Source organism: Nonomuraea sp. LPB2021202275-12-8 (genome assembly GCF_037044575.1).
GTDB lineage: Bacteria > Actinomycetota > Actinomycetes > Streptosporangiales > Streptosporangiaceae > Nonomuraea.
This window is the reverse complement of sequence record NZ_JBAHWD010000030.1, coordinates 66,730-85,557: the sequence shown is the minus strand read 5'-3', so window position 1 is coordinate 85,557 and position 18,828 is coordinate 66,730. Positions and strand designations below refer to the sequence as shown.

General features: G+C 71.8%; 20 protein-coding genes and 1 pseudogene. 10 read left to right on the top strand and 11 right to left on the bottom strand.

The window, feature by feature from the left end:
- Window positions 1-4 precede the first annotated feature (4 nt).
- On the bottom strand, window positions 5-850 hold the full coding sequence (locus V5E28_RS37180) for a hypothetical protein (RefSeq protein ID WP_336214082.1): 846 nt from the start codon (window positions 848-850) through the stop codon (window positions 5-7).
- A gap of 62 nt (window positions 851-912) precedes the next feature.
- Window positions 913-1,908, bottom strand: a complete 996-nt coding sequence (locus tag V5E28_RS37175) for a phosphotransferase enzyme family protein (RefSeq protein ID WP_336214080.1) — start codon at window positions 1,906-1,908, stop codon at window positions 913-915.
- 132 nt (window positions 1,909-2,040) lie between these two features.
- Between V5E28_RS37175 and V5E28_RS37170 the strand changes: the two genes are divergently transcribed.
- A complete protein-coding gene (locus V5E28_RS37170) occupies window positions 2,041-2,328 on the top strand; it encodes a hypothetical protein (RefSeq protein WP_336214079.1) in 288 nt (95 codons plus the stop codon).
- Between the two features lie 3 nt (window positions 2,329-2,331).
- On the opposite strand, the gene V5E28_RS37165 is transcribed toward V5E28_RS37170, so the two are convergent.
- Window positions 2,332-3,498 carry a Cmx/CmrA family chloramphenicol efflux MFS transporter gene (locus V5E28_RS37165; RefSeq protein ID WP_336214078.1) on the bottom strand — a complete coding sequence of 389 codons (1,167 nt, stop codon included), beginning with the start codon at window positions 3,496-3,498 and terminating at the stop codon, window positions 2,332-2,334.
- A 369-nt stretch (window positions 3,499-3,867) separates the two neighbouring features.
- Between V5E28_RS37165 and V5E28_RS37160 the strand changes: the two genes are divergently transcribed.
- Complete coding sequence (locus tag V5E28_RS37160) at window positions 3,868-4,782, top strand: phosphotransferase (protein WP_336214077.1); 915 nt, start codon at window positions 3,868-3,870, stop codon at window positions 4,780-4,782.
- On the opposite strand, the gene V5E28_RS37155 is transcribed toward V5E28_RS37160, so the two are convergent.
- The 3 genes from V5E28_RS37155 to V5E28_RS37145 are packed head-to-tail and all read right to left on the bottom strand — an operon-like array spanning window position 4,745 to window position 6,199.
- Window positions 4,745-5,392 carry an alpha/beta fold hydrolase gene (locus V5E28_RS37155; RefSeq protein WP_336214076.1) on the bottom strand — a complete coding sequence of 216 codons (648 nt, stop codon included), beginning with the start codon at window positions 5,390-5,392 and terminating at the stop codon, window positions 4,745-4,747. The two genes, V5E28_RS37160 and V5E28_RS37155, sit on opposite strands and share 38 nt — an antisense overlap.
- A 10-nt stretch (window positions 5,393-5,402) precedes the next feature.
- Window positions 5,403-5,852 (bottom strand): SRPBCC family protein, encoded by a 450-nt coding sequence (locus V5E28_RS37150; RefSeq protein WP_336214074.1) that lies wholly within the window; start codon window positions 5,850-5,852, stop codon window positions 5,403-5,405.
- A complete protein-coding gene (locus V5E28_RS37145) occupies window positions 5,849-6,199 on the bottom strand; it encodes an ArsR/SmtB family transcription factor (protein WP_336214131.1) in 351 nt (116 codons plus the stop codon). The genes V5E28_RS37150 and V5E28_RS37145 overlap by 4 nt, the downstream gene beginning before the upstream one ends.
- Before the next feature lie 174 nt (window positions 6,200-6,373).
- Between V5E28_RS37145 and V5E28_RS37140 the strand changes: the two genes are divergently transcribed.
- A complete protein-coding gene (locus V5E28_RS37140) occupies window positions 6,374-7,045 on the top strand; it encodes a Crp/Fnr family transcriptional regulator (RefSeq protein ID WP_336214073.1) in 672 nt (223 codons plus the stop codon).
- A gap of 8 nt (window positions 7,046-7,053) precedes the next feature.
- Here the strand turns inward: V5E28_RS37140 and V5E28_RS37135 are convergent, their stop codons facing one another.
- Entirely contained in the window at window positions 7,054-7,563 is a 510-nt protein-coding gene (locus V5E28_RS37135; protein ID WP_336214072.1) for a hypothetical protein, read from the bottom strand.
- Window positions 7,564-7,718: 155 nt separating this feature from the next.
- Between V5E28_RS37135 and V5E28_RS37130 the strand changes: the two genes are divergently transcribed.
- Window positions 7,719-8,336, top strand: coding sequence for a maleylpyruvate isomerase N-terminal domain-containing protein (locus V5E28_RS37130; protein WP_336214071.1), 618 nt, complete (start codon window positions 7,719-7,721; stop codon window positions 8,334-8,336).
- On the opposite strand, the gene V5E28_RS37125 is transcribed toward V5E28_RS37130, so the two are convergent.
- Window positions 8,305-8,904, bottom strand: a complete 600-nt coding sequence (locus V5E28_RS37125; protein WP_336214069.1) for a DinB family protein — start codon at window positions 8,902-8,904, stop codon at window positions 8,305-8,307. The genes V5E28_RS37130 and V5E28_RS37125 overlap by 32 nt on opposite strands.
- On the opposite strand from V5E28_RS37125, the pseudogene V5E28_RS49755 reads away from it, so the two are divergent.
- Window positions 8,810-9,196: pseudogene (locus V5E28_RS49755) on the top strand (histidine kinase); the annotation flags it as partial. The gene V5E28_RS37125 and the pseudogene V5E28_RS49755 sit on opposite strands and share 95 nt — an antisense overlap.
- A 73-nt stretch (window positions 9,197-9,269) precedes the next feature.
- Window positions 9,270-9,494 (top strand): response regulator transcription factor, encoded by a 225-nt coding sequence (locus V5E28_RS37120; RefSeq protein ID WP_336214068.1) that lies wholly within the window; start codon window positions 9,270-9,272, stop codon window positions 9,492-9,494.
- Here the strand turns inward: V5E28_RS37120 and V5E28_RS37115 are convergent.
- On the bottom strand, window positions 9,491-9,832 hold the full coding sequence (locus tag V5E28_RS37115; protein WP_336214130.1) for a winged helix-turn-helix transcriptional regulator: 342 nt from the start codon (window positions 9,830-9,832) through the stop codon (window positions 9,491-9,493). The genes V5E28_RS37120 and V5E28_RS37115 overlap by 4 nt on opposite strands.
- A 132-nt stretch (window positions 9,833-9,964) precedes the next feature.
- On the opposite strand from V5E28_RS37115, the gene V5E28_RS37110 reads away from it, so the two are divergent.
- Complete coding sequence (locus V5E28_RS37110) at window positions 9,965-10,615, top strand: NAD(P)-dependent oxidoreductase (RefSeq protein WP_336214066.1); 651 nt, start codon at window positions 9,965-9,967, stop codon at window positions 10,613-10,615.
- A gap of 103 nt (window positions 10,616-10,718) precedes the next feature.
- The gene (locus tag V5E28_RS37105) at window positions 10,719-11,141 is read left to right on the top strand and encodes a hypothetical protein (protein ID WP_336214064.1); all 423 of its coding nucleotides are present in this window, start codon (window positions 10,719-10,721) and stop codon (window positions 11,139-11,141) included.
- Here the strand turns inward: V5E28_RS37105 and V5E28_RS37100 are convergent.
- On the bottom strand, window positions 11,136-11,864 hold the full coding sequence (locus V5E28_RS37100) for a helix-turn-helix domain-containing protein (RefSeq protein ID WP_336214063.1): 729 nt from the start codon (window positions 11,862-11,864) through the stop codon (window positions 11,136-11,138). The genes V5E28_RS37105 and V5E28_RS37100 overlap by 6 nt on opposite strands.
- Window positions 11,865-12,014: 150 nt before the next feature.
- Between V5E28_RS37100 and V5E28_RS37095 the strand changes: the two genes are divergently transcribed.
- A complete protein-coding gene (locus V5E28_RS37095) occupies window positions 12,015-13,961 on the top strand; it encodes a beta-galactosidase (protein ID WP_336214061.1) in 1,947 nt (648 codons plus the stop codon).
- A 70-nt stretch (window positions 13,962-14,031) separates the two neighbouring features.
- The gene (locus tag V5E28_RS37090; RefSeq protein WP_336214060.1) at window positions 14,032-16,779 is read left to right on the top strand and encodes a hypothetical protein; all 2,748 of its coding nucleotides are present in this window, start codon (window positions 14,032-14,034) and stop codon (window positions 16,777-16,779) included.
- Here V5E28_RS37090 and V5E28_RS37085 read toward each other — a convergent pair.
- Window positions 16,691-18,775 carry an NACHT domain-containing protein gene (locus V5E28_RS37085; protein ID WP_336214058.1) on the bottom strand — a complete coding sequence of 695 codons (2,085 nt, stop codon included), beginning with the start codon at window positions 18,773-18,775 and terminating at the stop codon, window positions 16,691-16,693. The genes V5E28_RS37090 and V5E28_RS37085 overlap by 89 nt on opposite strands.
- Between the last annotated feature and the right edge of the window lie 53 nt (window positions 18,776-18,828).

Genomic DNA, 18,828 nt, shown 5'->3' with positions numbered 1-18,828 from the left:
GGCGTCAGCCGTTCGCCGCCGAGGTGGTGATCGATCGGTTTCGCACGGCGTCGTTCCGGCCCCAGACCAGAGGTCGGACCTCCGCCGGTTCGCCGGGCACGTTCGCGGCGGCCAGCACCTCCCTGCGGGAGATCTCGGCTACGGCCACTCGCCGGTGATAGTCGTCGAACGTCTGCACCTCGCCGTCACTGCGGCAGGGCTCCCACTTCGGGCCGTCCAACTCGGTGTACGACATGCCGTGGTAGACGTGGTCCGCCATCGTGGCCACGGAGACGGCCCACTCGCGGAGCAGGGAGGACGAGGCTCGCACGCTGAGGAGCCCGCCCAGCCGTGACACCTCGGCGGCTCGGCCGTCCGCCGCCGGATGCCACTGCCGCCACCAGGTGCCGTCGGCTCGCTGGGCGCGCCACTCGGCGACCGCCTGGTCGAGGCCCCACGTATGCCAGCGGACCGTTCCGGATCCGGGTGCGGCGGATCGCCGGCCGAGCTGCCGGGCGGTACGGGCCGGCAGGTGCGTCAGGTCGGCGGGCACGAGGGCGATGGGATCGCCCTGTTCGGCGTCGAACGGGTTGGGGTCGATGAACCGCCGATCGATGATCATCACGGTGTCGGGCCGTCGCTGGAAGGACAGGCCCCACAGCAGGCGGCTGAGGAGGAGCGCGCCGTACGGATCGGAGAGGATGTGCCAGGTCTGGTGGTAGAAGTTCGTGGAGAACCGGGCTCGGGTGCCGGGGCGAAGTGTGATCACCGTGTATTCCCGCCCGTCGGCGCGGAGGTGGCGCCGGTGGAGCTTGAGGCGGTCGCCGGCCTGGCGGGTGTTGGATGGCCTGGGCTGCTTATGCGCGGACACGGTTCGCCACGGTCTTCCCTTTCTGCTCGTCGGGCTATGAAAGCGTGCCACGCATGCCGTTCTCAACGGGATTTCCGGGCCAGGGCGCGCGTCAGCGCCAGCACGTCGGCCAGTTGCCGCGGGGTCGGCAGGATGCGCAGCGCCTCGTCGATCTCGCGTTCGGCCCACTCGCGGTGCCGCGGCTCGGCCCGCGGGTCGAGCGCGACGCCTGTCTGGACCAGCAGGAAGTTCAGCCGGGACGCGACGAGCATGGAGAAGTCCGCAGGCTCGGTGACGCGACCCGGCCCGTCCTCGCGCACGTACGCCTCGTACATGTCACGCATGGCGTCGAGGTCGGCGGGGCCGTCGCAGAACCAGTCGAACAGCGCCCGGGCCAGCTCCCGGCCCGGTGCGGCCGGACCGAGGTTGTCCCAGTCGACGACCACCAGCGCGCCGTCGGGGTCGGCGAGGACGTTCTCGGGGTGCAGGTCGCGATGGCAGACGATCAGGTCGGCGGGATCGGCCGGCGCGACCGCCGCGCACAGCTCGGGCAGGCCGGTCAGCCGGTCGGCGAGCCGCGTGGCCCACTTCGCGCCCGACGTGGCCGCCCGCGCCCAAGCCTCCGTGGTGGGGACGCGGTCGTACCAGGGGTCGGGTGGTCCGCCGCCCGGTTCGAGGGCCGTGGCGGGGGCGGACCGGTGCAAACACGCGAGCAGGGCCCCGAGCTCTCGAGGCGTGGTCCGCGCTGTCAGCTCGACCGGTCGCAGGTCGATCCAGTCGTGCAGGCGGAACCAGGTCCCGTCGGGCGCCGTGAGCAGGTGACGCCCTGAGCGGTCGGGGTGGCTCGCCGGCAGCCGCACCCCCGCTTCGGCGGCCCGCCGCGTGAACGCCAGCTCCGCCTCGACCAGTGCCTCCGATGGCGGCTCGGCGAAGATCTCCTTGAGCGCGTAGCTTGCCGGACCGACGTCCAGCCGCCAGATCTGCCCCAGCGCACCCCGCGGCCCCGCCGACACCACGACGTCCGCGCCCCATCCGAACGCCTCCCGCACGTACGCGATGGTGACCGGCGTTCTGTCCACGGCAGCAGCTTAGGGACGCGCCCACGGCTTGTGCGAGGTCGGCTCAGACGGTCTTGATGGCGCCGCCGTCGATGACGAGGTCGGCGCCGGTGACGCTGGCCGCGAGCGGCGAGGCCAGGTAGGTCGCTGCGCGTGAAGATCGACTGGGGTTTCGCGATGAGCCGCGCGCAGGACGCCGACCCCGAGGTGGCGCGCATCCACGCCGAGGTGGCCGAGTCCTGCGCCCGGCTGCTGTCCAGGGCCGTGGGGTCGGGCCTGATCAGGCCCGAGGTCGACATCGAGTGGGCGCGGCGCGTCTACTACGCGCTGATCCACGAGTCGGCGACCGAGCCCGATGGCGATCCCGACGTGATGGCCACCCGCCTGGTCGACACCCTGCTGCGCGGCATCGGCGCCGACCGCGGCCTCTCTGGCCCCTGACGTTCACGCCCGTTGCACGGGCGCCGCCTTCTTCCGGATCGTCACGGCGACCCCGGCGGTGACCAGGGCGAGGGTGACCAGCAGCGCGCTGACCCAGAGCGGCGAGCGGTAGCCGAGTCCCGCGGCGATGGCGATGCCACCGGACCAGGGGCCGAACGCGGCTCCCACGTTGAGCGCGGCCGTGGCGAATCCGCCGCCCAGCGTCGGTGCTCCAGCCGCCGCGTAGAGCACCTGCGAGATCAGCGTCGAGCCGACGGCGAAGGAGAGCGTCCCCTGAAGGAGGACGAGCACGATCGCCGCCACCGGGTCGGTGGCGGTCACCGCGAACACCATCCATCCGGCGAGCAGGACGAGGCCGCCGCCCGTCAGGAGCTGGACGGGCCGCGTATCGGCCAGGCGTCCACTGAGCGAGACGCCGAGGAACGAGCCCACGCCGAAGATCGCCAGCACGGCGGGCACCCAGGCGGCGTCGATGCCGGAGACCTCGGTGACCAGTGGCGCGAGATAGGTGAACGTACAGAACGTGGCGCCGTTGACCAGGGCGCCCAGCAGCAATGACACCAGCAGTCGCGGGTCACGCAGCGCCCGCAGCTCACTGCGGGCGCTCGGGCGGACGGCATCGGGAGCGGCGGACGGGACCGACCGGATGATCGCGATGACGGCCGGCACCGAGACGGCGGCCACCGCCCAGAACGCCGAGCGCCATCCCCACGCCTGGCCGAGCAGCGCCCCTGCGGGAACACCGACGACACAGGCGATGGTGACGCCGCCGAGCAGGATGGAGGTGGCCCGGCCCTTGGCGTTCGGCGCGACCATTCCGGCCGCGACAGCCAGGGCCACCGCCAGGAAGCCGGCGTTGGCCAGCGCCCCGACGATCCGCGTGGCCAGCAGCACCGCGTAGCTGGAGGTGACCGCGCCGAGGACGTGGACGAGCAGGAAGGTGACGAGGAAGGTCAGAAGCGCGCGGCGCTTGGGCCAGCGCAGGCTCAGGATCGCCATCAGCGGTGCGCCGATGATCATGCCCACGGCGAACGCCGAGGTCAGCGATCCCGCCGCCGGGACGGACACCCCCAGGTCGCGGGCGATGTCCGGGACGAGCCCGGCCAGCATGAACTCCGACGTCCCCTGGGCGAAGATCGCAACCGCGAGCAGGTAGAGAACGAATGGCATAGTGCAACTCCGCAGCCACATCGATGGATCGGTGAAGGCGGCGAGGCACGACGGCCCCCTGCGACGGACGACGGTGCGAGGGAGCGGCGTGCGAACACCGCGGGAAAGTGCCGGCGTCACAGGAGTGACGCACGATCCAGGGACACGGCGATCCGGTGTCAACGGCCGATGCCCGCGGCCGGGAAAGGGCGGCAGGGCATCAAGGCGCCATCAGGGCACCTCAGGGCGACCTCAGGGCGACATCGTGACAGCCACCGGACAGCCGGTGGCTAGCGTCTTGACGCCTCGGGGCTGGACATGGGGACAGGCTAGTGAGGTCCCCGCGCACCTGTCGAACGGAATATGCCCCGGACGCTAGGGTTCTCCGGCGTGACCGAGTACGCAGAGGTGTTCGAGAAGTTCGGGCTGGCGGCGGCAGAGTCGATCTATCCGTACGCGCCGGTGTTCCGCGGGCTGGTCGCGGGACGGGACGCGGTGGTCAAGCGCACGCACTCCGCCGAGGCGATGGGGCGATGGGTGCGCCACCTGGACGCGACGGGATTCCCCGTGGTGACGCCACTGGCAGGTCCCCACCGGATCGGCGAGCACGACTGGGTGGCCTATCCCTGGATCGAGGGGCGGCTCTACGACGGTTCCGCCGCCGATCTGGCCGATGCGGGGCGGCTGCTCGGCCGGATGCACGCCGACCTGGACTCCGACGCGGGGCTGGCGCGCTTCGACTGGCCCGACCACGATGCCGCCTCGGTCGAGGAGGACGTCACCGGACTGGACAGGACGCTGGCGGCCCACCTTCCGCAGGCGCGCGGGGAGCTGATGGGACGGTTCACGCCGCTGATCGAGGGCTTCATGACCACGACGCTGCCCGCCGTCCGCGACGCGGAGCTGCCGGCGGCCGACGTCAGCGTCGACTTCAAGGCCGTCAACCTCGTCTACACCGCGGACGGCCCGGTGCTCGTCGACCCCGACAACGGCGAGCGGATCCCCAGGCTCCTGGATCTCGCGCTGGCGGTGCTGTTCTTCCACAACGACCTGCCTGCCGGTCCCGGGCGGCTGTTCGACGACGTGGAATGGCGGCTCTTCCGCGACGCCTACCTCGGGTGCGTGCAGCTGACCGGCACCGAGCGCGAGCTGTGGCCCACCGCGCTGCTGTACATGGTGCTGGAGTGGGGCGTGTGGGCAGTGATCAACGGCGGGGAGGCGGGCGACTGGGAGCTGCCCAGGCAACGCGCGCTTTTCACCGACCTGCTCACCTTCGACGTGAACCGGTTCCCGCTGACCTCATGAGCCGAAGAACCCGGTCAGCGCGGGTGCGAGCGCTTCGGGCGCCACGTCGTGCGTCTGGCCGTCGAGAGTCCGGTGCTCCGCGGTGGGCAGCGCGTCGGCCGCGGCCCGAGCCGCCTGCCGCAGCCCCTGCGGGCACACCGACATTGGTCATGAACAGGGCCACGGCGTCGCCTGCGCGCCCGGCGTCGAGCAGCTCGTGCAGCCGTTCGGTGTAGGCCTTGGTCCCGGTGTCGCCATCGACCTCGGCCAGGTACGGAGGCTCGTACAGAGCGAGCTTCGTGATCCCGGGGCCGGCTGCCGCGGTCAGCAAGGCGAGAGCCGCGCCGGAGGAGATGCCGTAGACGCACGCCTCGCCACCGGCCTGTGCGATGACCGCCTGTAGGTCCTCGACCTCGCGGGCGGCCGCGTACGGCATGGTGTCCGAGCTCTCGCCGCGCCCGCGACGGTCGTAGGTGTGGACGGTGAAGGCGTCCCGCAGGTGCGCGGCGAGGGGCCGCATCGGTCCCGCGCCGCGGTAGCACATGGCACCGTCGACCAGGACGAGCGCCGGCCCGCTGCCGGTGCGCTCATAGGCGATCGTGGTGCCGTCGGCTGAGTTGACTGCAGGCATCTCGTGCTCCCTACTCCTCGGTTTCCAGGCCGGCCAGGTAGCCGTCGAAGCGGTCGAAGCTGGTGGCGAAGCCGGCCCTGGCCTCGGCGCTGAGATAGGCGGCCGGCACGTTGGTCTGATGGGTGACCACCTCGGTCCGACCGTCGCCCAGGTCGACGAACGTGACCGTGGTCCGCATGCCGCCTTCCATGCCCGGCTCGATCCACACCAGCCGCTCGGGCCGGCGCACCTCGGCGTAGACGGCGCGCATCGTGTAGGTGCTGCCGTCGGCGTCGCTGACCATCGTGGTCTCGAAGACGCCGCCGGGCCGCAGGTCGACGGTGATGCCGCCGATCGGCGTGGTCGTCCCGGCGGGGCCCCAGAAGTGGGTGAGGTGCTCGGGCGTCGTCATGCAGTCCCACAGCAGCTCGCGCGACGCCCGGTGCACGCGCCGGTAGGTCAGCTCTCCGGTCTCGGTCATGGCGCCGTCCCCGTGTCCGGCTCCTGCGCTCGCAGGGCGGCCAGGTGCTCGTCGAGGCGGTCATGGCGATCGGCCAGGACCTGCCGGTGCCGCGCGATCCAGCCGGCCGCCGCGTCGAGGCGCTCGCCGTCCAGGACGCAGGGCCGGGACTGCGCGGTCCGGGTCCGCGAGATCAGGTGGGCGCGCTCCAGCACCTTCAGGTGCTTGGAGACCGCCTGCTGGCTCATCGCGAACGGCTCGGCGAGCTGGTTGACCGTCGCGTCGCCATGGGCCAGGCGCTCCAGGATCGCGCGCCTGGTGGGGTCGGCCAGCGCCGAGAACACCAGAGTCAGTTCGTCTTCGATCACTGCCATCTCACGACCATATCCACAACCGCTGGTTTGTACAACTAGATGGTTGTGAACGGGTGTCAGACAGATCATTTGGAGGTAGCGTGCCCGGGAAGGGCGTCCTGGAGGTGGTAGGTGGCGGGAGCGAGGCCGGCCGGTGCCGATCATGGGCGGCGCTGGTCACCGGGGAGCATGATGGCCCTGCTCGACACGGAGACGCAGGCGCGGCTGCTCAGGCTGGCCGAGCGCCGCTACCAGGAGCCGGGCGAGGTGCTGATCAGCCAGGGCGATCCGATGTCCGACACCGTCTACCTGCTGCACGAGTCGCGCGGTGGGCTGTGCGCCAAGGTCACGGCCGATCTGGACAACGGCGTGGAGGCGCTGCTGGGCATCATGGTCAGCGGCGACCTCATCGGGGAGATGGCCGCGCTGCGCAAGGTGGCCAGGTCTGCGACGGTGACCCTGTGCTCGCGGACGCTGGTCCACCGCATCCCGTCGGCCGCGTTCCTCGCACTGGCGCGCAGCGTTCCCGCGCTCTCCACGGCGGTCGCGATGAGCCTCGCCGACCGGCTCGACTGGGCCGACCGCCGGCGGCTGGACATGATCGGCTACGACGTCCCCGTGCGGGTGGCCCGGGTGCTCCTCGACCTGGCCGGCCGTCATGGCCGGTCCGTCCCTGAGGGCACGGACGTGGGCGTCCCGCTGGCCCAGCGCGAGCTGGGGCGGCTCGTCGGCGCCGGCGAGGCCGCCGTCAGCAAGGCTATGCGCGAGCTGAAGGAGGCGGGGCTGGTGACGACGAGCTACCGCAGAGTCATCCTGATCGACACCGGGGGCCTGAGCGCCTACGGCTCCCCACGGCCTTGAGGCGAGCCTCAGCCCCCGGCGGCGCCCAGGGCGATGGCGCCGATCGCGCCCACCACCATCAGGCAGGTCCACGGGATCGCCGTGGCGATGCGGCGGTGCTTGCGCTCCGCGATCTCGCCGAGCAGCCGGGCCATCGCCCACGCCTCCTCGGCTTCCTGCGCCGGATCGCTGCGACCTGCCGTCAGTGACGGGCGGCAGACGATGCTGAACCTGCTCGGCCGGTCGGGCGGCCGGAGGTCGGGCCGAAGGGCCTGGGCCAGGTGGTGGCCGGAGGCGACGAAACTGACGGCGAACATGGCGAACATCGCCAGGCCGAGCAGGGCGAACCAGCCGCCACCGCGCACGATCCCGAACGCCGGCCCGATCTGGCCGGCCAGCATCGCGGCTCCGCCCGCGTGAACCATGATCAGAACGCCGGCCTTCGTGTCGGCGTGCTCGACGGAGTTCTGGCACACGGCGGCCGTGGCGAGCGCGCTCGCCACATCCTCGTGGCCCGCGCCATCTGCATTGATCTTCATGCCTTCATGAGACGTCGCCGTGCCCGCCTGTTCTGTGTCGTTCTGCACGCAGGCCAGGTAAGGGTGACATCGCGCCGGCCGGATTCCCCACTCCTAGGGAATCCCGCGGCGGACACCACCGACAAACTGTCGTAGGCGAGTGCGACGATGCCCCCATGAACGGCGAAACAATACTCCGGACTGCCGACGAATGCCGCGCTTTCCTGCTTCCGCTGACGGAGCAGGACTGGACGACGACTCCGATCCCCGAGATGGACTGGACCGTCGCCCAAGCCGTCGCCCACATCAGCGATGTTCTGATGTGGTTCTCCGCTGACTTCGCGGCAGGTGATCTGGAGCTCAGCACGATGGAGCTGCGCGTCCGGCCCGAGTCCACGCCGGTGGACCTCGTCGCCACGATGAGCACCGTGGCCACGGTCCTCGCGCGGGTCGTCGACGGCGCCCCGGCCGGAGCTCGCGGCTGGCACCCCATGGGGCTGGCCGACGCCTCCGGCTTCGCGGCCATGGCCTGCGACGAGATGCTCGTGCACACCGCCGACGCGAGTCGCGGCGTCGGCAGGGACTTCGTCCCCTCGGAGCAGCTCAGCGACGCCACCCTGAGGCGCCTGTTCCCCTGGGCGCCCACGGACACGGATCCGTGGACGGCGCTGCTGTGGGCCAACGGCCGCGCCGACCTTCCCGGCCAGGAGCGGCAGGTCGGATGGAGCTGGCACTGTGCTCCCTTGGCCGAGTGGGACGGCGTCAATCCGACGAAGCGTCAGGAGGCGCCGTAGCGGCGGAGTCCCTGATGCGCCCCACATACTCTCGCCACCACGCGGGGTCGGCGTCGGCGGGGAAGGAGCGGTCGCCGGGAGACCGGCCGCCCGCGCCGTCGAGCAGCTCGCGGACGATGTCGGCGTGCCCTGCGTGCCGCGCGGTCTCTCCGATCATGCGCAGGATCAGCTGGCGCAGCGTGGCATCCCGCTTGCCCTCCTCCCACCAGGGCACCGTGCCGACGGTGGAGAGCTCCAGCGCCTCGATCGTCTCGTCGGCGTGGGCGCAGGCCCGCCGATAGAGGCCGACGATGTAGTCGGTGGATTCGCCGGGAGCGACCCACATGTCCGCGCCCTCCCAGATGCTGTCGTCGTCTATCCACGACATCCGCTCCGGCGCGGGACGGCCGAACACCTCGCCCAGATAGCCGTACTCGAGGCCGGCCAGGTGCTTGACGAGGCCGAGGAGGTTGGTGCCCGTAGGGGTCATCGGCATGCGCATGTCGGCATCGCCCAGCCCCTCGAGCTTCCAGACCATGGCGTCTCGAAACTCCCGCAGGGTGGCGCGCAGCAGCTCTTTCTCGGTCATGACGGGTCTCCTTCGGCGGCTCGGATCGATCGTAGACAGACCTGCGGCCAGGTGGACGTCGACCCAGGTCGCTAAAACACCGGCCCGCGGTTTCCTAGGCTGTGGGCGTGGACGACGACCAGCCGGACGGCATCGCACTGCGCTGGCGCACCGGCTCTCCCTGCTGTCGATGTTCGCCGGCGGCCTGGCGTACCGGACGGACCTCGGCGCCGAGGAGACGCGCGAGGCAGCGCGGGCGATCCAGGAGAACGCCCACCAGTCGCTGAACGAGCTGCGCGCCGTCCTCGGCAGCCTCCGGCGCGACGGCGTGCTGGAGGCGCCGCAGCCGACCCTGGCCCACGTGGACGCCCTGTTCGACGAGGTACGTGCTGCCGGCCAGCAGGTCGAGGTGCGAGCTGGCCAGGCTCACCGAACGCGAGCGCGAGGTCGCGATCGAGGTGGCCAGGGGCAGCTCGAACGCCGAGATCGCCGAGCGGCTCTACATGAGCGTCGCGACCGTGAAGGCGAACGTCACCCGGATCTTCGCCAAGCTGCAGACGGACAACCGTGTCCATGTCGCCATCAAGGTCCGCGACGCCGGCCTGCTCTAAGGAGCCGGTTCGTACGCTTCACGCGCGTCGAGCACCTCGTGCAGATGTGCCTGCGCCCATGCGCAGCAGGCCGCCAGGGGCTCCAGCAGCGTGCGGCCGAGCGGAGTCAGCTCGTACTCGACCCGCGGCGGGATCTCCGCGTAGGCGGTGCGCGTGACCAGGCCGTTGCGCTCCATCCCCCGCAGCGTCTCGGTGAGCACCTTGGGCGTGACGCCACGCAGGGTGACCTGCAGCTCGGAGAAGCGCCGGGGGGCCGCCTCCAGACATCTGATGATTTTCACGGTCCACTTGTCGCCGAACCGGATCGGCGACGTGACATGCGAGCATCCGCTGAACATCTCTGGATCAAGTGGCGCAATCACCTTGCCGAGCCTACGTAACTATCGTTGCGGGAACCAAGGGGGGCTCGGCTAGCGTCCGCGGTACGAGCCGGTGACCAGGCCGGCCGTGCTCGAACGGAGTGTCCCAGCATGAGCAAGATCGTCATCTTCGGCGCGGGCGGACGCGCGGGCCGGCACGCGGTCACGGTGGCCGCCGACCGCGGCCACCACGTCACCGCGGTGGTACGCGATCCGGCCAAGTACCCGGACCTTGCCCGTGACGGCGTGACCGTGACCGGCGGCGACGCCACCGACGCGGACAGCGTCGCGGCGGTCGCGGCCGGCCACGACGCGGCGATCAGCGCCGTCGCCCGGCTGGACGTGCCGGCGGAGGAGTTCTACGCCGGTACGGCCCACGCCCTGCTCGACGGGCTGGCCCGCGCCGGGGTCGGCCGGCTGGTGCTGATCGGCATCGGCACCACGCTGGAGATCGCGCCCGGGGTGAGGCTCCTCGACACCCCGGGCTTCCCCGCCGACGCCCGGGCGTTCTCGCTCGGCCACGCGGCCGAGCTGGATGTCCTGCGCGCCGCGGACACCGCCATCGACTGGCTGGTGCTCGCGCCACCGGCCACGTTCCTGGACGCCGAGGCGCCGGGCACCGGCCGCTACCGGATCGGCGGCAACCAGGTGCCGGCCGCCGAGGACGGCGCGCTCTTCCCCTACGCCGACCTGGCGGCGGCGCTCGTCGACGAGATCGAGTCCCCGAAGCACCACCGCACCCTCGTCGCCGTGGCCCCCTGACCCACCTGCCGTGCGCCGGGTCATTCCCTGGGGGGAATTGTTCGCCTGTGGCCCTTCTTGCATCATCGGTCAGGCATGGACGCACCGAGTAAGAGGAGAAGCCGTGACTGACATCCAGCCCCAGGAGCTGGCCGAGCGTTACATCGCCGTCTGGGTCGAGCCCGACGTGGAGTCGCGGCGCAAGGCCATCCAGGAGTTGTGGGCCGAGGGCGGGGCGCACATCCTGCAACCGCCTCAGGAGATCCGGGAGGTCGCCGCGAAGCTGGGGTTCGACCACACCACGTTGGAGGCCCACGGGTGGGACGAGATCGAGCGCCGAGTGACCCGCGCCTATGCCGACTTCGTCGCGCCGGGTGAGTTCACCTTCCAGGCGGCCGGTGACGCGGTGCGGCTGAAGGACGTCGTCAAGTTCGGCTGGTCGATGGTACCCGTGGGCGGTGGCGAGGCGGTCGGTGGTGGGCTGGACGTCCTGGTGCTCGACGGCGACGGTCGCATCGCCGAGGACTACATGTTCCCCGGCCTATGACCCTGCCAGCAGTGCCGCCGTGGCCGCGTCGGCGGGCAGGAAGGCCTCCAGTTTCAGCTCCGCCACCGTCACGTCGAGCGCGGTCGCGAACGTCGTGATCGTGGTGGTCAGCCGCAGCTCGCCGCGCCCCGTACGCAGCACCATGGGGGCGGCGAAACCCACGTGATCCGGCCCGGGTGTGAATGGTGGTACATATCCAGAAAGCTCGTCGTACAGCTCGTCCCGCGGGATGCGGTCGAGGATGTGCTGTGCCCACTGGGCCAGGTTCGCGATCCGCGGAGCCAGGCCCTCGGGGTGCAGCGACAGGCGCAGCACGTTGACCGGCGGGCGCAGCAGGTGCTCGGCGACGCCCTCGGTGAGCAGGTCGAAGGCGTCGTTGGCGAGGACCAGGTCGTGCCCGGCGTCGACCACGATCGCCGGGTAGGGCAGGTGGCCGGTCAGGATGTGCCCGAGCGCGGCGCGTACATGCTCCAGGGCGGGGTCGTCCAGCGGCGTCTGCGGGTAGACGGGGGCGTAGCCGGCGGCGAGCAGGAGCTGGTTGCGCTCGCGGAGCGGGAGTTCCATCGACTCGCCGAGCCGGATCACCATGGTCCGGCCTGGCCGGGAGCGGCCGGTCTCGATGAAGCTGAGGTGGCGCTGGGTCGTGCCCGAGCGCAGGGCGAGGTCGAGCTGGCTGAGGTGGCTGCGCTGCCGGGTCGCGCGCAGGGTCTCGGGGAAGTCCACCTGCTCAGTCTGCCGAATCGAACTCCGTATTAAAACGTGTCAACAAGCATCCGGCAGAGTAGTCCACCTGTTGAGCGGGGGGTTGTGCGCACTGGAGAGGAACGTTTTAATCCCCTCTAGCGCTTGCGGGCGGACAGCCAAGGAGGAACCTTGATCGGCTACGGCGGCGACTGGAACCCCGAGCAGTGGCCGGAGGAGACGTGGGCCGAGGACGTCGCGCTGATGCGCGAGGCCGGGGTCAACCAGGTCAGCGTCGGGATCTTCTCCTGGTCCCTGGTCGAGCCGGTCGAGGGCAGGTACGAGTTCGGCTGGCTGGATCGGGTCATGGACCTGCTCGCGGCGGGCGGCGTCCGCGCCTTCATGGCCACGCCGACGGCCGCGCCCCCGCCGTGGTTCGGCCGGACCTACCCCGAGGCGCTGCCGGTCGACGCCGACGGCCGGGTGCTCTTCCACGGCAGCAGGCAGGGCTTCTGCCCCAGCTCGCCTGTCTACCGGGACAAGGCGCTGGCCATCGTCGAGCGGATCGGCGAACGCTACCGCGACCACCCGGCGCTGGCGATGTGGCACGTCCACAACGAGTACGGCTGCCACAACTCCCGCTGCTACTGCGACGCCTCCGCCGCCGCCTTCCGCGGCTGGCTGGTCGCGCGGTACGGGACGCTGGACGCGCTCAACGAGGCCTGGGGCACCGCCTTCTGGTCCCAGCGCTACAGCGACTGGGGACAGATCCTGCCGCCCCGGGCCACCCCCTCCTTCCACAACCCGGGACAGCAACTCGACTTCCGCAGGTTCAGCTCCGACGCGCTGCTCGACCTCTACCGCGCCGAGCGCGACCTGCTGGCCGGGCTGGCTCCGCAGGTGCCCGCGACCACCAACCTGATGGCGGGCGCGCACTGGGACATGGACTACTGGTCCTTCGCCAGAGAGGTCGACGTGGTCTCCAACGACCACTACCTGATCGGCAAGGACCCGCACATCGACCTCGCGTTCGCCGCGGACCTGTCCCGCTCGCTCGGCAGGGGCCGCCCGTGGCTGCTGATGGAGCACTCCACCAGCGCGGTCAACTGGCAGGGCGTCAACCGCGCCAAGCGGCCGGGCGAGCTGCGCCGCAACTCCGTCCAGCACCTCGCCCGGGGCGCGGACGCGATCATGTTCTTCCAGTGGCGGGCGTCACGGGCGGGCGCGGAGAAGTGGCACTCGGCCATGCTCCCGCACGCCGGGACCGGCACCAAGGTCTGGCGCGAGGTCGTCGGCCTCGGGGGCCTGCTGAAGGACGCGGCCGAGGTGGCGGGCAGCACCGTGACGTCCGACGTGGCGATCCTGCTCGACTACGGGAGCGTCTGGGCACAGGACCACCCGGCCCAGCCCACGACCCTCCACAAGCCCGTCGAGGTCATCAAGAGCTGGCATGCCGAGCTCTGGAAGCTGGGCGTGACCTGCGACGTCGTGCATCCAGAAAGCGACCTGTCCGGCTACCGGCTGGTCCTGGTCCCCGCCCTCTACCTGGTGACCGATCACGGCGCCACGAACCTCGAACGCTTCGTGGCCGACGGCGGGACCGTGCTGGCCGGGCCGTACAGCGGGATCGCCGACGAGCACGACCGGATCCGCCTCGGCGGCTACCCCGGCGCGTGGCGCGACCTGCTCGGAGTGACGGTCGAGGAGTTCTTCCCGCTGGAGGAGGGGGAGTCGGTCGAGCTCGCGGGCGGCGGGATCGGCGCGGTGTGGAGTGAGCTGGCCCACGCGACCACCGCGACGGTGCTGGACACGTACGTGACCGGGGAGCCCGCCTGGACCCGCAACGAGTGGGAGGGGGGAGCCGCGCACTACCTGACCACCCTGCTCGCCGGCGCGGACCTGGCCCGCGTGCTGGGCGCGGTCTGCGCGGAGGCCGGCGTGCCGGTCTCGGCCACTCCCGGCGTCGAGATGGTACGGCGGGCGCACGCCGACGGTCGCGGCTACCTCTTCGTGATCAACCACAGCGGGGCCGACGTGGTCGTCGCGGCGACCGGAGTCGGACTCTCCGACGGGGACCCGGTGGACGGCGAGCTCACGGTCCCGGCGGGAGAGGTCAGGATCGTCCGCGAAACCCGATGACCCCGGCGCCGATTTTGTCGGCAAAGGTGGAGACTGCTTGACCTCAGCGTGGCCATGATGGTTCGTGGCGATGAGGACGCGTACGTTCCTGCTCGTTGCTTCGGGCTCGGCACTGGCCCTGCCGGGGCTGCTCGCCCTGCCCCCGGTCCGAGAGTTCCTGCTCGACCGGGGTGGCCTGCTGGGCCGGGTGCTGTCGCGGGCGCTCGTCTTCCCCGGCGTGGGGCAGGCGCCGGCCGCGAGCACGGTGGCCGGCCTGGTCGCCTTCGCCTTGGCGGTGGCCGGCGGCACCTGTGCGATTTCCAGCCTGGCCGGCTTCGGCACGTCACGGTGGCGGGGGCTTGTCTGCTGGGGGCTGGCGGGCGGGCCCGCCGGTGTGCTCGCCGTCCTGGTCTGGTCGCTGGCGACAGCGTCCGAAGAGTCGGTGAGCATCCTGTTCGGCGGGCAGCTGAAGTACGCCGCCTGGTGGGGAACGGCCGTCGGGCTGCTGACCGGGGTCCTCGTCAGGGCGGTCCCGGCGGTCGCGGAGAGGGGTACGGGGACGTTCCACGGTCGACGGTGGGTGACGCCCTGCCTGGTGTTCGGCTGGGCGGTGATCTGGTCCGTGCTGTTGAGCGGTCTGTATTCGTGGGAGCGGCCCTTCCTGGGATTGCTCGCCTGGCTTCCCCTGACGGTGGGCTACCTGCGGCCGTTCCTCGTGTTCTTCAGCGCCGTCGTGGCCGCGCTCGTGGAAGGGATGCTGCGGCAGTGGCTGCCCGTGGACGGCAGGCCGGGCCGGGCCTTCGTCTTCTCGTGGATCGCGCTGTGCACGGCTCCGCTCACGTACGCGATCGGCGGGGCGTCGGACGGCGGCATGCGGGACCTCCTCGTCGCCGATCCGCTGGACCTGGCGTGGGTGGCGGAGTACGTGGAGGACATCGGGGCGGCCCTGGTGGCCGACCCCGCTCAGGTCGCCGTGCCGCCGCTGCTGCTCGCGCTGGCCGGCACCGGTCTGCAGAGGGTCCTGCCCCGCAGGACGTCCGAGCCCGACCCGATCCGTCCCGACCGCCCGTGGGGCCTGCTCGTGGCCCTCGGGGCCGTCATGGCGACCTACCTCCTGGTGACCGTCGTGTCGGCTGTCCCGGCGCTGACCGGGCGTGCCTTCGACGAGGACCTGTCCGCCGCCATCCTGGCCTTCGGCTTCCTGACGCCGCCTGACGAGGCGCCGGGCCAGGATGCCGGGGTGTGGTTCTGGACGGTGGCGGTGGCGTTCGCGTCGCTGTCGGCGGTGGTGGCGTATGTCGCGGTGCGCGGGCAGGTCATCAGGCTCGTACCGGCCACGGCGTGGCTGGTGCTCGCGGCCGGGCTGGCGCTGGCTGTCCAGGTCGCCTGGAACGCGGGCGGCGTCATCGCACCCGCGATCACCGGCTGGGACCTGCTGGGCATCGCCCTCGTGCCCGAGGCCGCGGCCTTCACCCTGATCGTCGTGCCGGGCTTGGCCACCGTGCTGTGGCTGGTGCATCTCATGGTCACCCTGTCCAGGGTCCGCCGTGCCGTGGATCTGGACGCGTACGTGGAAGACGACGACGACGAGCGGGCCTGGGACGAGTTGGTCGCGCGACACCGGGATTGGCGGCAGCGGGTGCGGGCGTACGCGCCGGATCGGCGCGAACGCGCGCTGATCGCGGCGAAGGCGGCCGGAGCGGCGCTGTTGGTGACCGTGGTGGCGGGCGCGTTCCTGGGGTTCGGCCACGGGCTGCCGGTCGGCCAGGTCGCCGTACGGGCGAGTGAGCCCTTCCTGGCGCTGCCCGTGCTGTCTGCCGTGCCTCGCGGGGACTGGGCGCTGGAGATCCTCACGGCGGTGCTGTACGTCGCGCTGCTGGCGGGGCTGGTCCATCTCGGGTTGCGAGGGGCGAACGTCAGGGAGCGCCGGCTGTCCGCCGGGCTGGCCGTCTGGAGCCTGTCGGTGGTGGCGGGCGGGCTGGCGATGCTCATCAGGGCGCAGGCCGAGGCCGCCTGGTCGCGGGTCCCGCCCGGTGACCTGATCGAGGCGTATTCGGGCGTCGGGCTGCAGTTCGGGTTGATCGCCGGACTGCCCGTGGCGGTGGGCACGCTCATCACCGTGCGGCGGCCGGTCCTGCTGTGTGGCGCCGCGGTGCTGCTCGTGGTGGCGCTCGCCCCACTGGCCCGCCCCGCCGCCGGGAGTGAGCAGATCACGATCACCGCGGCCCACCTGCGGGAAAGTCGTGATCCACGGCTCACCGTCGATGCGTCCTACCCGCTCGCCCGAGGGGGTGACGTGACCGCGCTCAACGCGGCCCTGATGGCGCCGATCGGGGAGGCGGTGCGGGAGAGCGCGCGGATCAACCGCGACCATCCTCCGGCAGTGCCGCAGGACAGCCGGGTGACCGGCGCCTTCGAGGTGGTGCGGAACGACACCGAGCTGGTTTCGGTCCGCTACGGGATCATCCGGGAGATCGAGGGACTGCGCCCCGTCGAGTCCGGGTACGCGGTCAACTACGACCGTGCCGCCGGCAGGGCGTTGACCACCCGCGAGGTGTTCACCCCGTCGGCCTTCTCACGTGCCGGCAGAGCGCGGCTGGCCCTCGCCATCCGCTCGCACACGGCGCGGGCCGAGGTGGCGAATCTGGAGAGCGCCGGCGTCGACGATGCCCTCCTGCTGGTGAACCTGGGAACGAGCGCCGTCGAGTTCACCTTCGTCCGCGGCTACTTCTGCAACGCCTGCGCCTCTTTCACGGTGCGGATGCCGCCCGAGCGGCTACGGGGCCTGCTGCGGCCGTGTCCTCTCCTCGGAGGAACTCGTGGATGCGCGCGTGCCTGAACTGGTAGGCCGGCCCCGCCCGCCGGAGGATGCCCAGCTCGTGCAGGTCGTCCAGGAAGGCCGTCAACCGCCAGGGCAGCCGCCCCCGCACGGCCAGCAGGGTGTGCGCCAGCACGTAGGGGAACCAGGGGCCGGTGAGCAGTGCGGTGACGCCGATCGCGGCCCCGAAGCCACTGCCCAGCAGTACGCCGAACAGGGCGGCGTCGGCCACCCCGAGTGCCCCCAGGAACAGGCCGATCGCCAGCGCGCACAGCCCGCCCATGGCCAGCCCGAGCCCGGCGCCCATGACCAGCGCCCGGTTCCGGGCCGCGCGCAGGCTCTCGGCGGGGCTGGTGTCGGTCGTCGCCGGGATCGGGCACAGACTCCAGGAGACCAGGGCACGGGCCAGGCCGGCCAGGAGCCCTCCGGCGACGCCTCCGGCGAAGATCCTGACCGTGCTCACGTCCAGCCCGGCGATCACCCTGATGACGTACACGCCGGCCGCCCCGCCGATCAGTCCGGCGAGCAGTCCCTCCCAGGTCCCGCGCACCAGTCGCCTGCCCAGCGCCCCAACCCGGCCGGCCACCTGGAAGGCCGGGCGGACCAGGACACTCTCCTCGCTCAGCCCGCCCAGAACCGCAAGGAGGCAGGAGACGAACGCCACCGCCACGCCCGTCGCCAGCCCGGCGACGACGGTCGCCGTCCTGGCCACGCCCGCCATGGCGGTCGCCGCGGCGCCCAGCGCGAGCAGCGCCAGGACGGCCGAGGCGGTCAGCGTCTGCACGCGCGCCGAACGGTGCAGCCGCCACCAGGCGAGGTCCCCGGTGCTCGACCGGGCCAGGAAGCGCAGCCAGCGCATGACCTGCGAGCCGTCGTAGGGGAGAGCCGAGGACGTGTCCGCCAGCGCGGCCGGCACCAGTGAGGCGATGAGATGGCGCTCGATCGCCTCCTGGCCGGTCAGCGCGAGCAGCTCCGAGGGGTCGCCTTGGCCGCGGTAGACGCTGCGGGCCAGCGATACGGCCAGCGGGCTCGACAGGGCCCGGGTGAGGGGGCTGGAGGTGTCGCGTTCGAGCGCGGTGAGCACCGGCTGCCAGCGACGGGTGGCCGCGCCGGGGGGTATCACCGTGCGCAGGTAGTCCGCCGCGTCATGGGGGCGCACCGGCTGCGCCTCGACGACGAAGGCCGCCGTGAGCACGTCGGCGGATGCGACGGCGGCCTCGTACTCCTCCGCCCGGCAGCTGATGATCAGCGGCGAGTCGCTCGGAATGGCCTGGTTGATCCGGACGAGTGCTTGTCCTGCCAGATGGGAGGGCAGCTCGTCGAGCCCGTCGAGGACCGGCAGCAGGCGTCCGGCGGCAAGCAGGTGCGCCGCCATGTCCGGGGTGAAGTCGGGCGCCGCGGTGATCGAGGGGTGGTCGATCGTGATCCGCCGGGCGATCCAGTCGGCCGGCCGCTCCCTGCTCGCAGGCCAGGACGCGAGTGGCAGCAGGACGGGCACCTGGTGTCCGGCCGCCGGATCGCGGGCGAGTTCGAGGGTCAGCAGCAGCGCCAGCGTGCTCTTGCCCGACGCCGGTGGCCCGATGATCGCCAGCCTCCGGTGCGGCAGGCGGAGGAACGCCTGGGCGAGCCGGGGAACGTCGTCGCTGCCGCCCTTCAGCGCGCCGCCGACGACGTCGGCGTGGTCGGAGACCTCCCTCTCCGTCGCCTTCCACACCACCCGCAGCGGCCGCGGGTCCAGCAGCCCTCTGCTCGCGGCCTCCGCCCGGCAGCGCACGTGCACGACGCTCCTGAGCAGGGCGGCGGCCCGATCGAGCCGCTCGGGATCGGGCGGGTGCGGCCGCGACCGCTTGGCCCAGGTCACCACGCTCGCGCCCAGGGCGGTCAGGCCGAGCACGCCGGACAGTTGATTGGCATAATCAAGGCCCTTGATCAGCAGAGCCGCCACGACCGCCCCCGCTGCCGTGACGAGTAGCAGGAACGCGACCACCCGCCGCCAGTTCCGGCTCTGCCGCCTCATGCCCTGATATTGCCTTATCGATCTGGTGGCGAGAATCGGATTCCCCGGATCGG

Bases quoted from the DNA above. Each gene is read 5' to 3' on its own strand.
- V5E28_RS37085 (WP_336214058.1), bottom strand. From the start codon at position 18,775: ATGAGGCGGCAGAGCCGGAACTGGCGGCGGGTGGTCGCGTTCCTGCTA.
- V5E28_RS37150 (WP_336214074.1), bottom strand. From the start codon at position 5,852: ATGACCGAGACCGGAGAGCTGACCTACCGGCGCGTGCACCGGGCGTCG.
- V5E28_RS37140 (WP_336214073.1), top strand. From the start codon at position 6,374: ATGATGGCCCTGCTCGACACGGAGACGCAGGCGCGGCTGCTCAGGCTG.
- V5E28_RS37135 (WP_336214072.1), bottom strand. From the start codon at position 7,563: ATGAAGATCAATGCAGATGGCGCGGGCCACGAGGATGTGGCGAGCGCG.
- V5E28_RS37110 (WP_336214066.1), top strand. From the start codon at position 9,965: ATGAGCAAGATCGTCATCTTCGGCGCGGGCGGACGCGCGGGCCGGCAC.
- V5E28_RS37115 (WP_336214130.1), bottom strand. From the start codon at position 9,832: ATGTTCAGCGGATGCTCGCATGTCACGTCGCCGATCCGGTTCGGCGAC.
- V5E28_RS37090 (WP_336214060.1), top strand. From the start codon at position 14,032: ATGAGGACGCGTACGTTCCTGCTCGTTGCTTCGGGCTCGGCACTGGCC.
- V5E28_RS37165 (WP_336214078.1), bottom strand. From the start codon at position 3,498: ATGCCATTCGTTCTCTACCTGCTCGCGGTTGCGATCTTCGCCCAGGGG.
- V5E28_RS37130 (WP_336214071.1), top strand. From the start codon at position 7,719: ATGAACGGCGAAACAATACTCCGGACTGCCGACGAATGCCGCGCTTTC.
- V5E28_RS37125 (WP_336214069.1), bottom strand. From the start codon at position 8,904: ATGACCGAGAAAGAGCTGCTGCGCGCCACCCTGCGGGAGTTTCGAGAC.
- V5E28_RS37155 (WP_336214076.1), bottom strand. From the start codon at position 5,392: ATGCCTGCAGTCAACTCAGCCGACGGCACCACGATCGCCTATGAGCGC.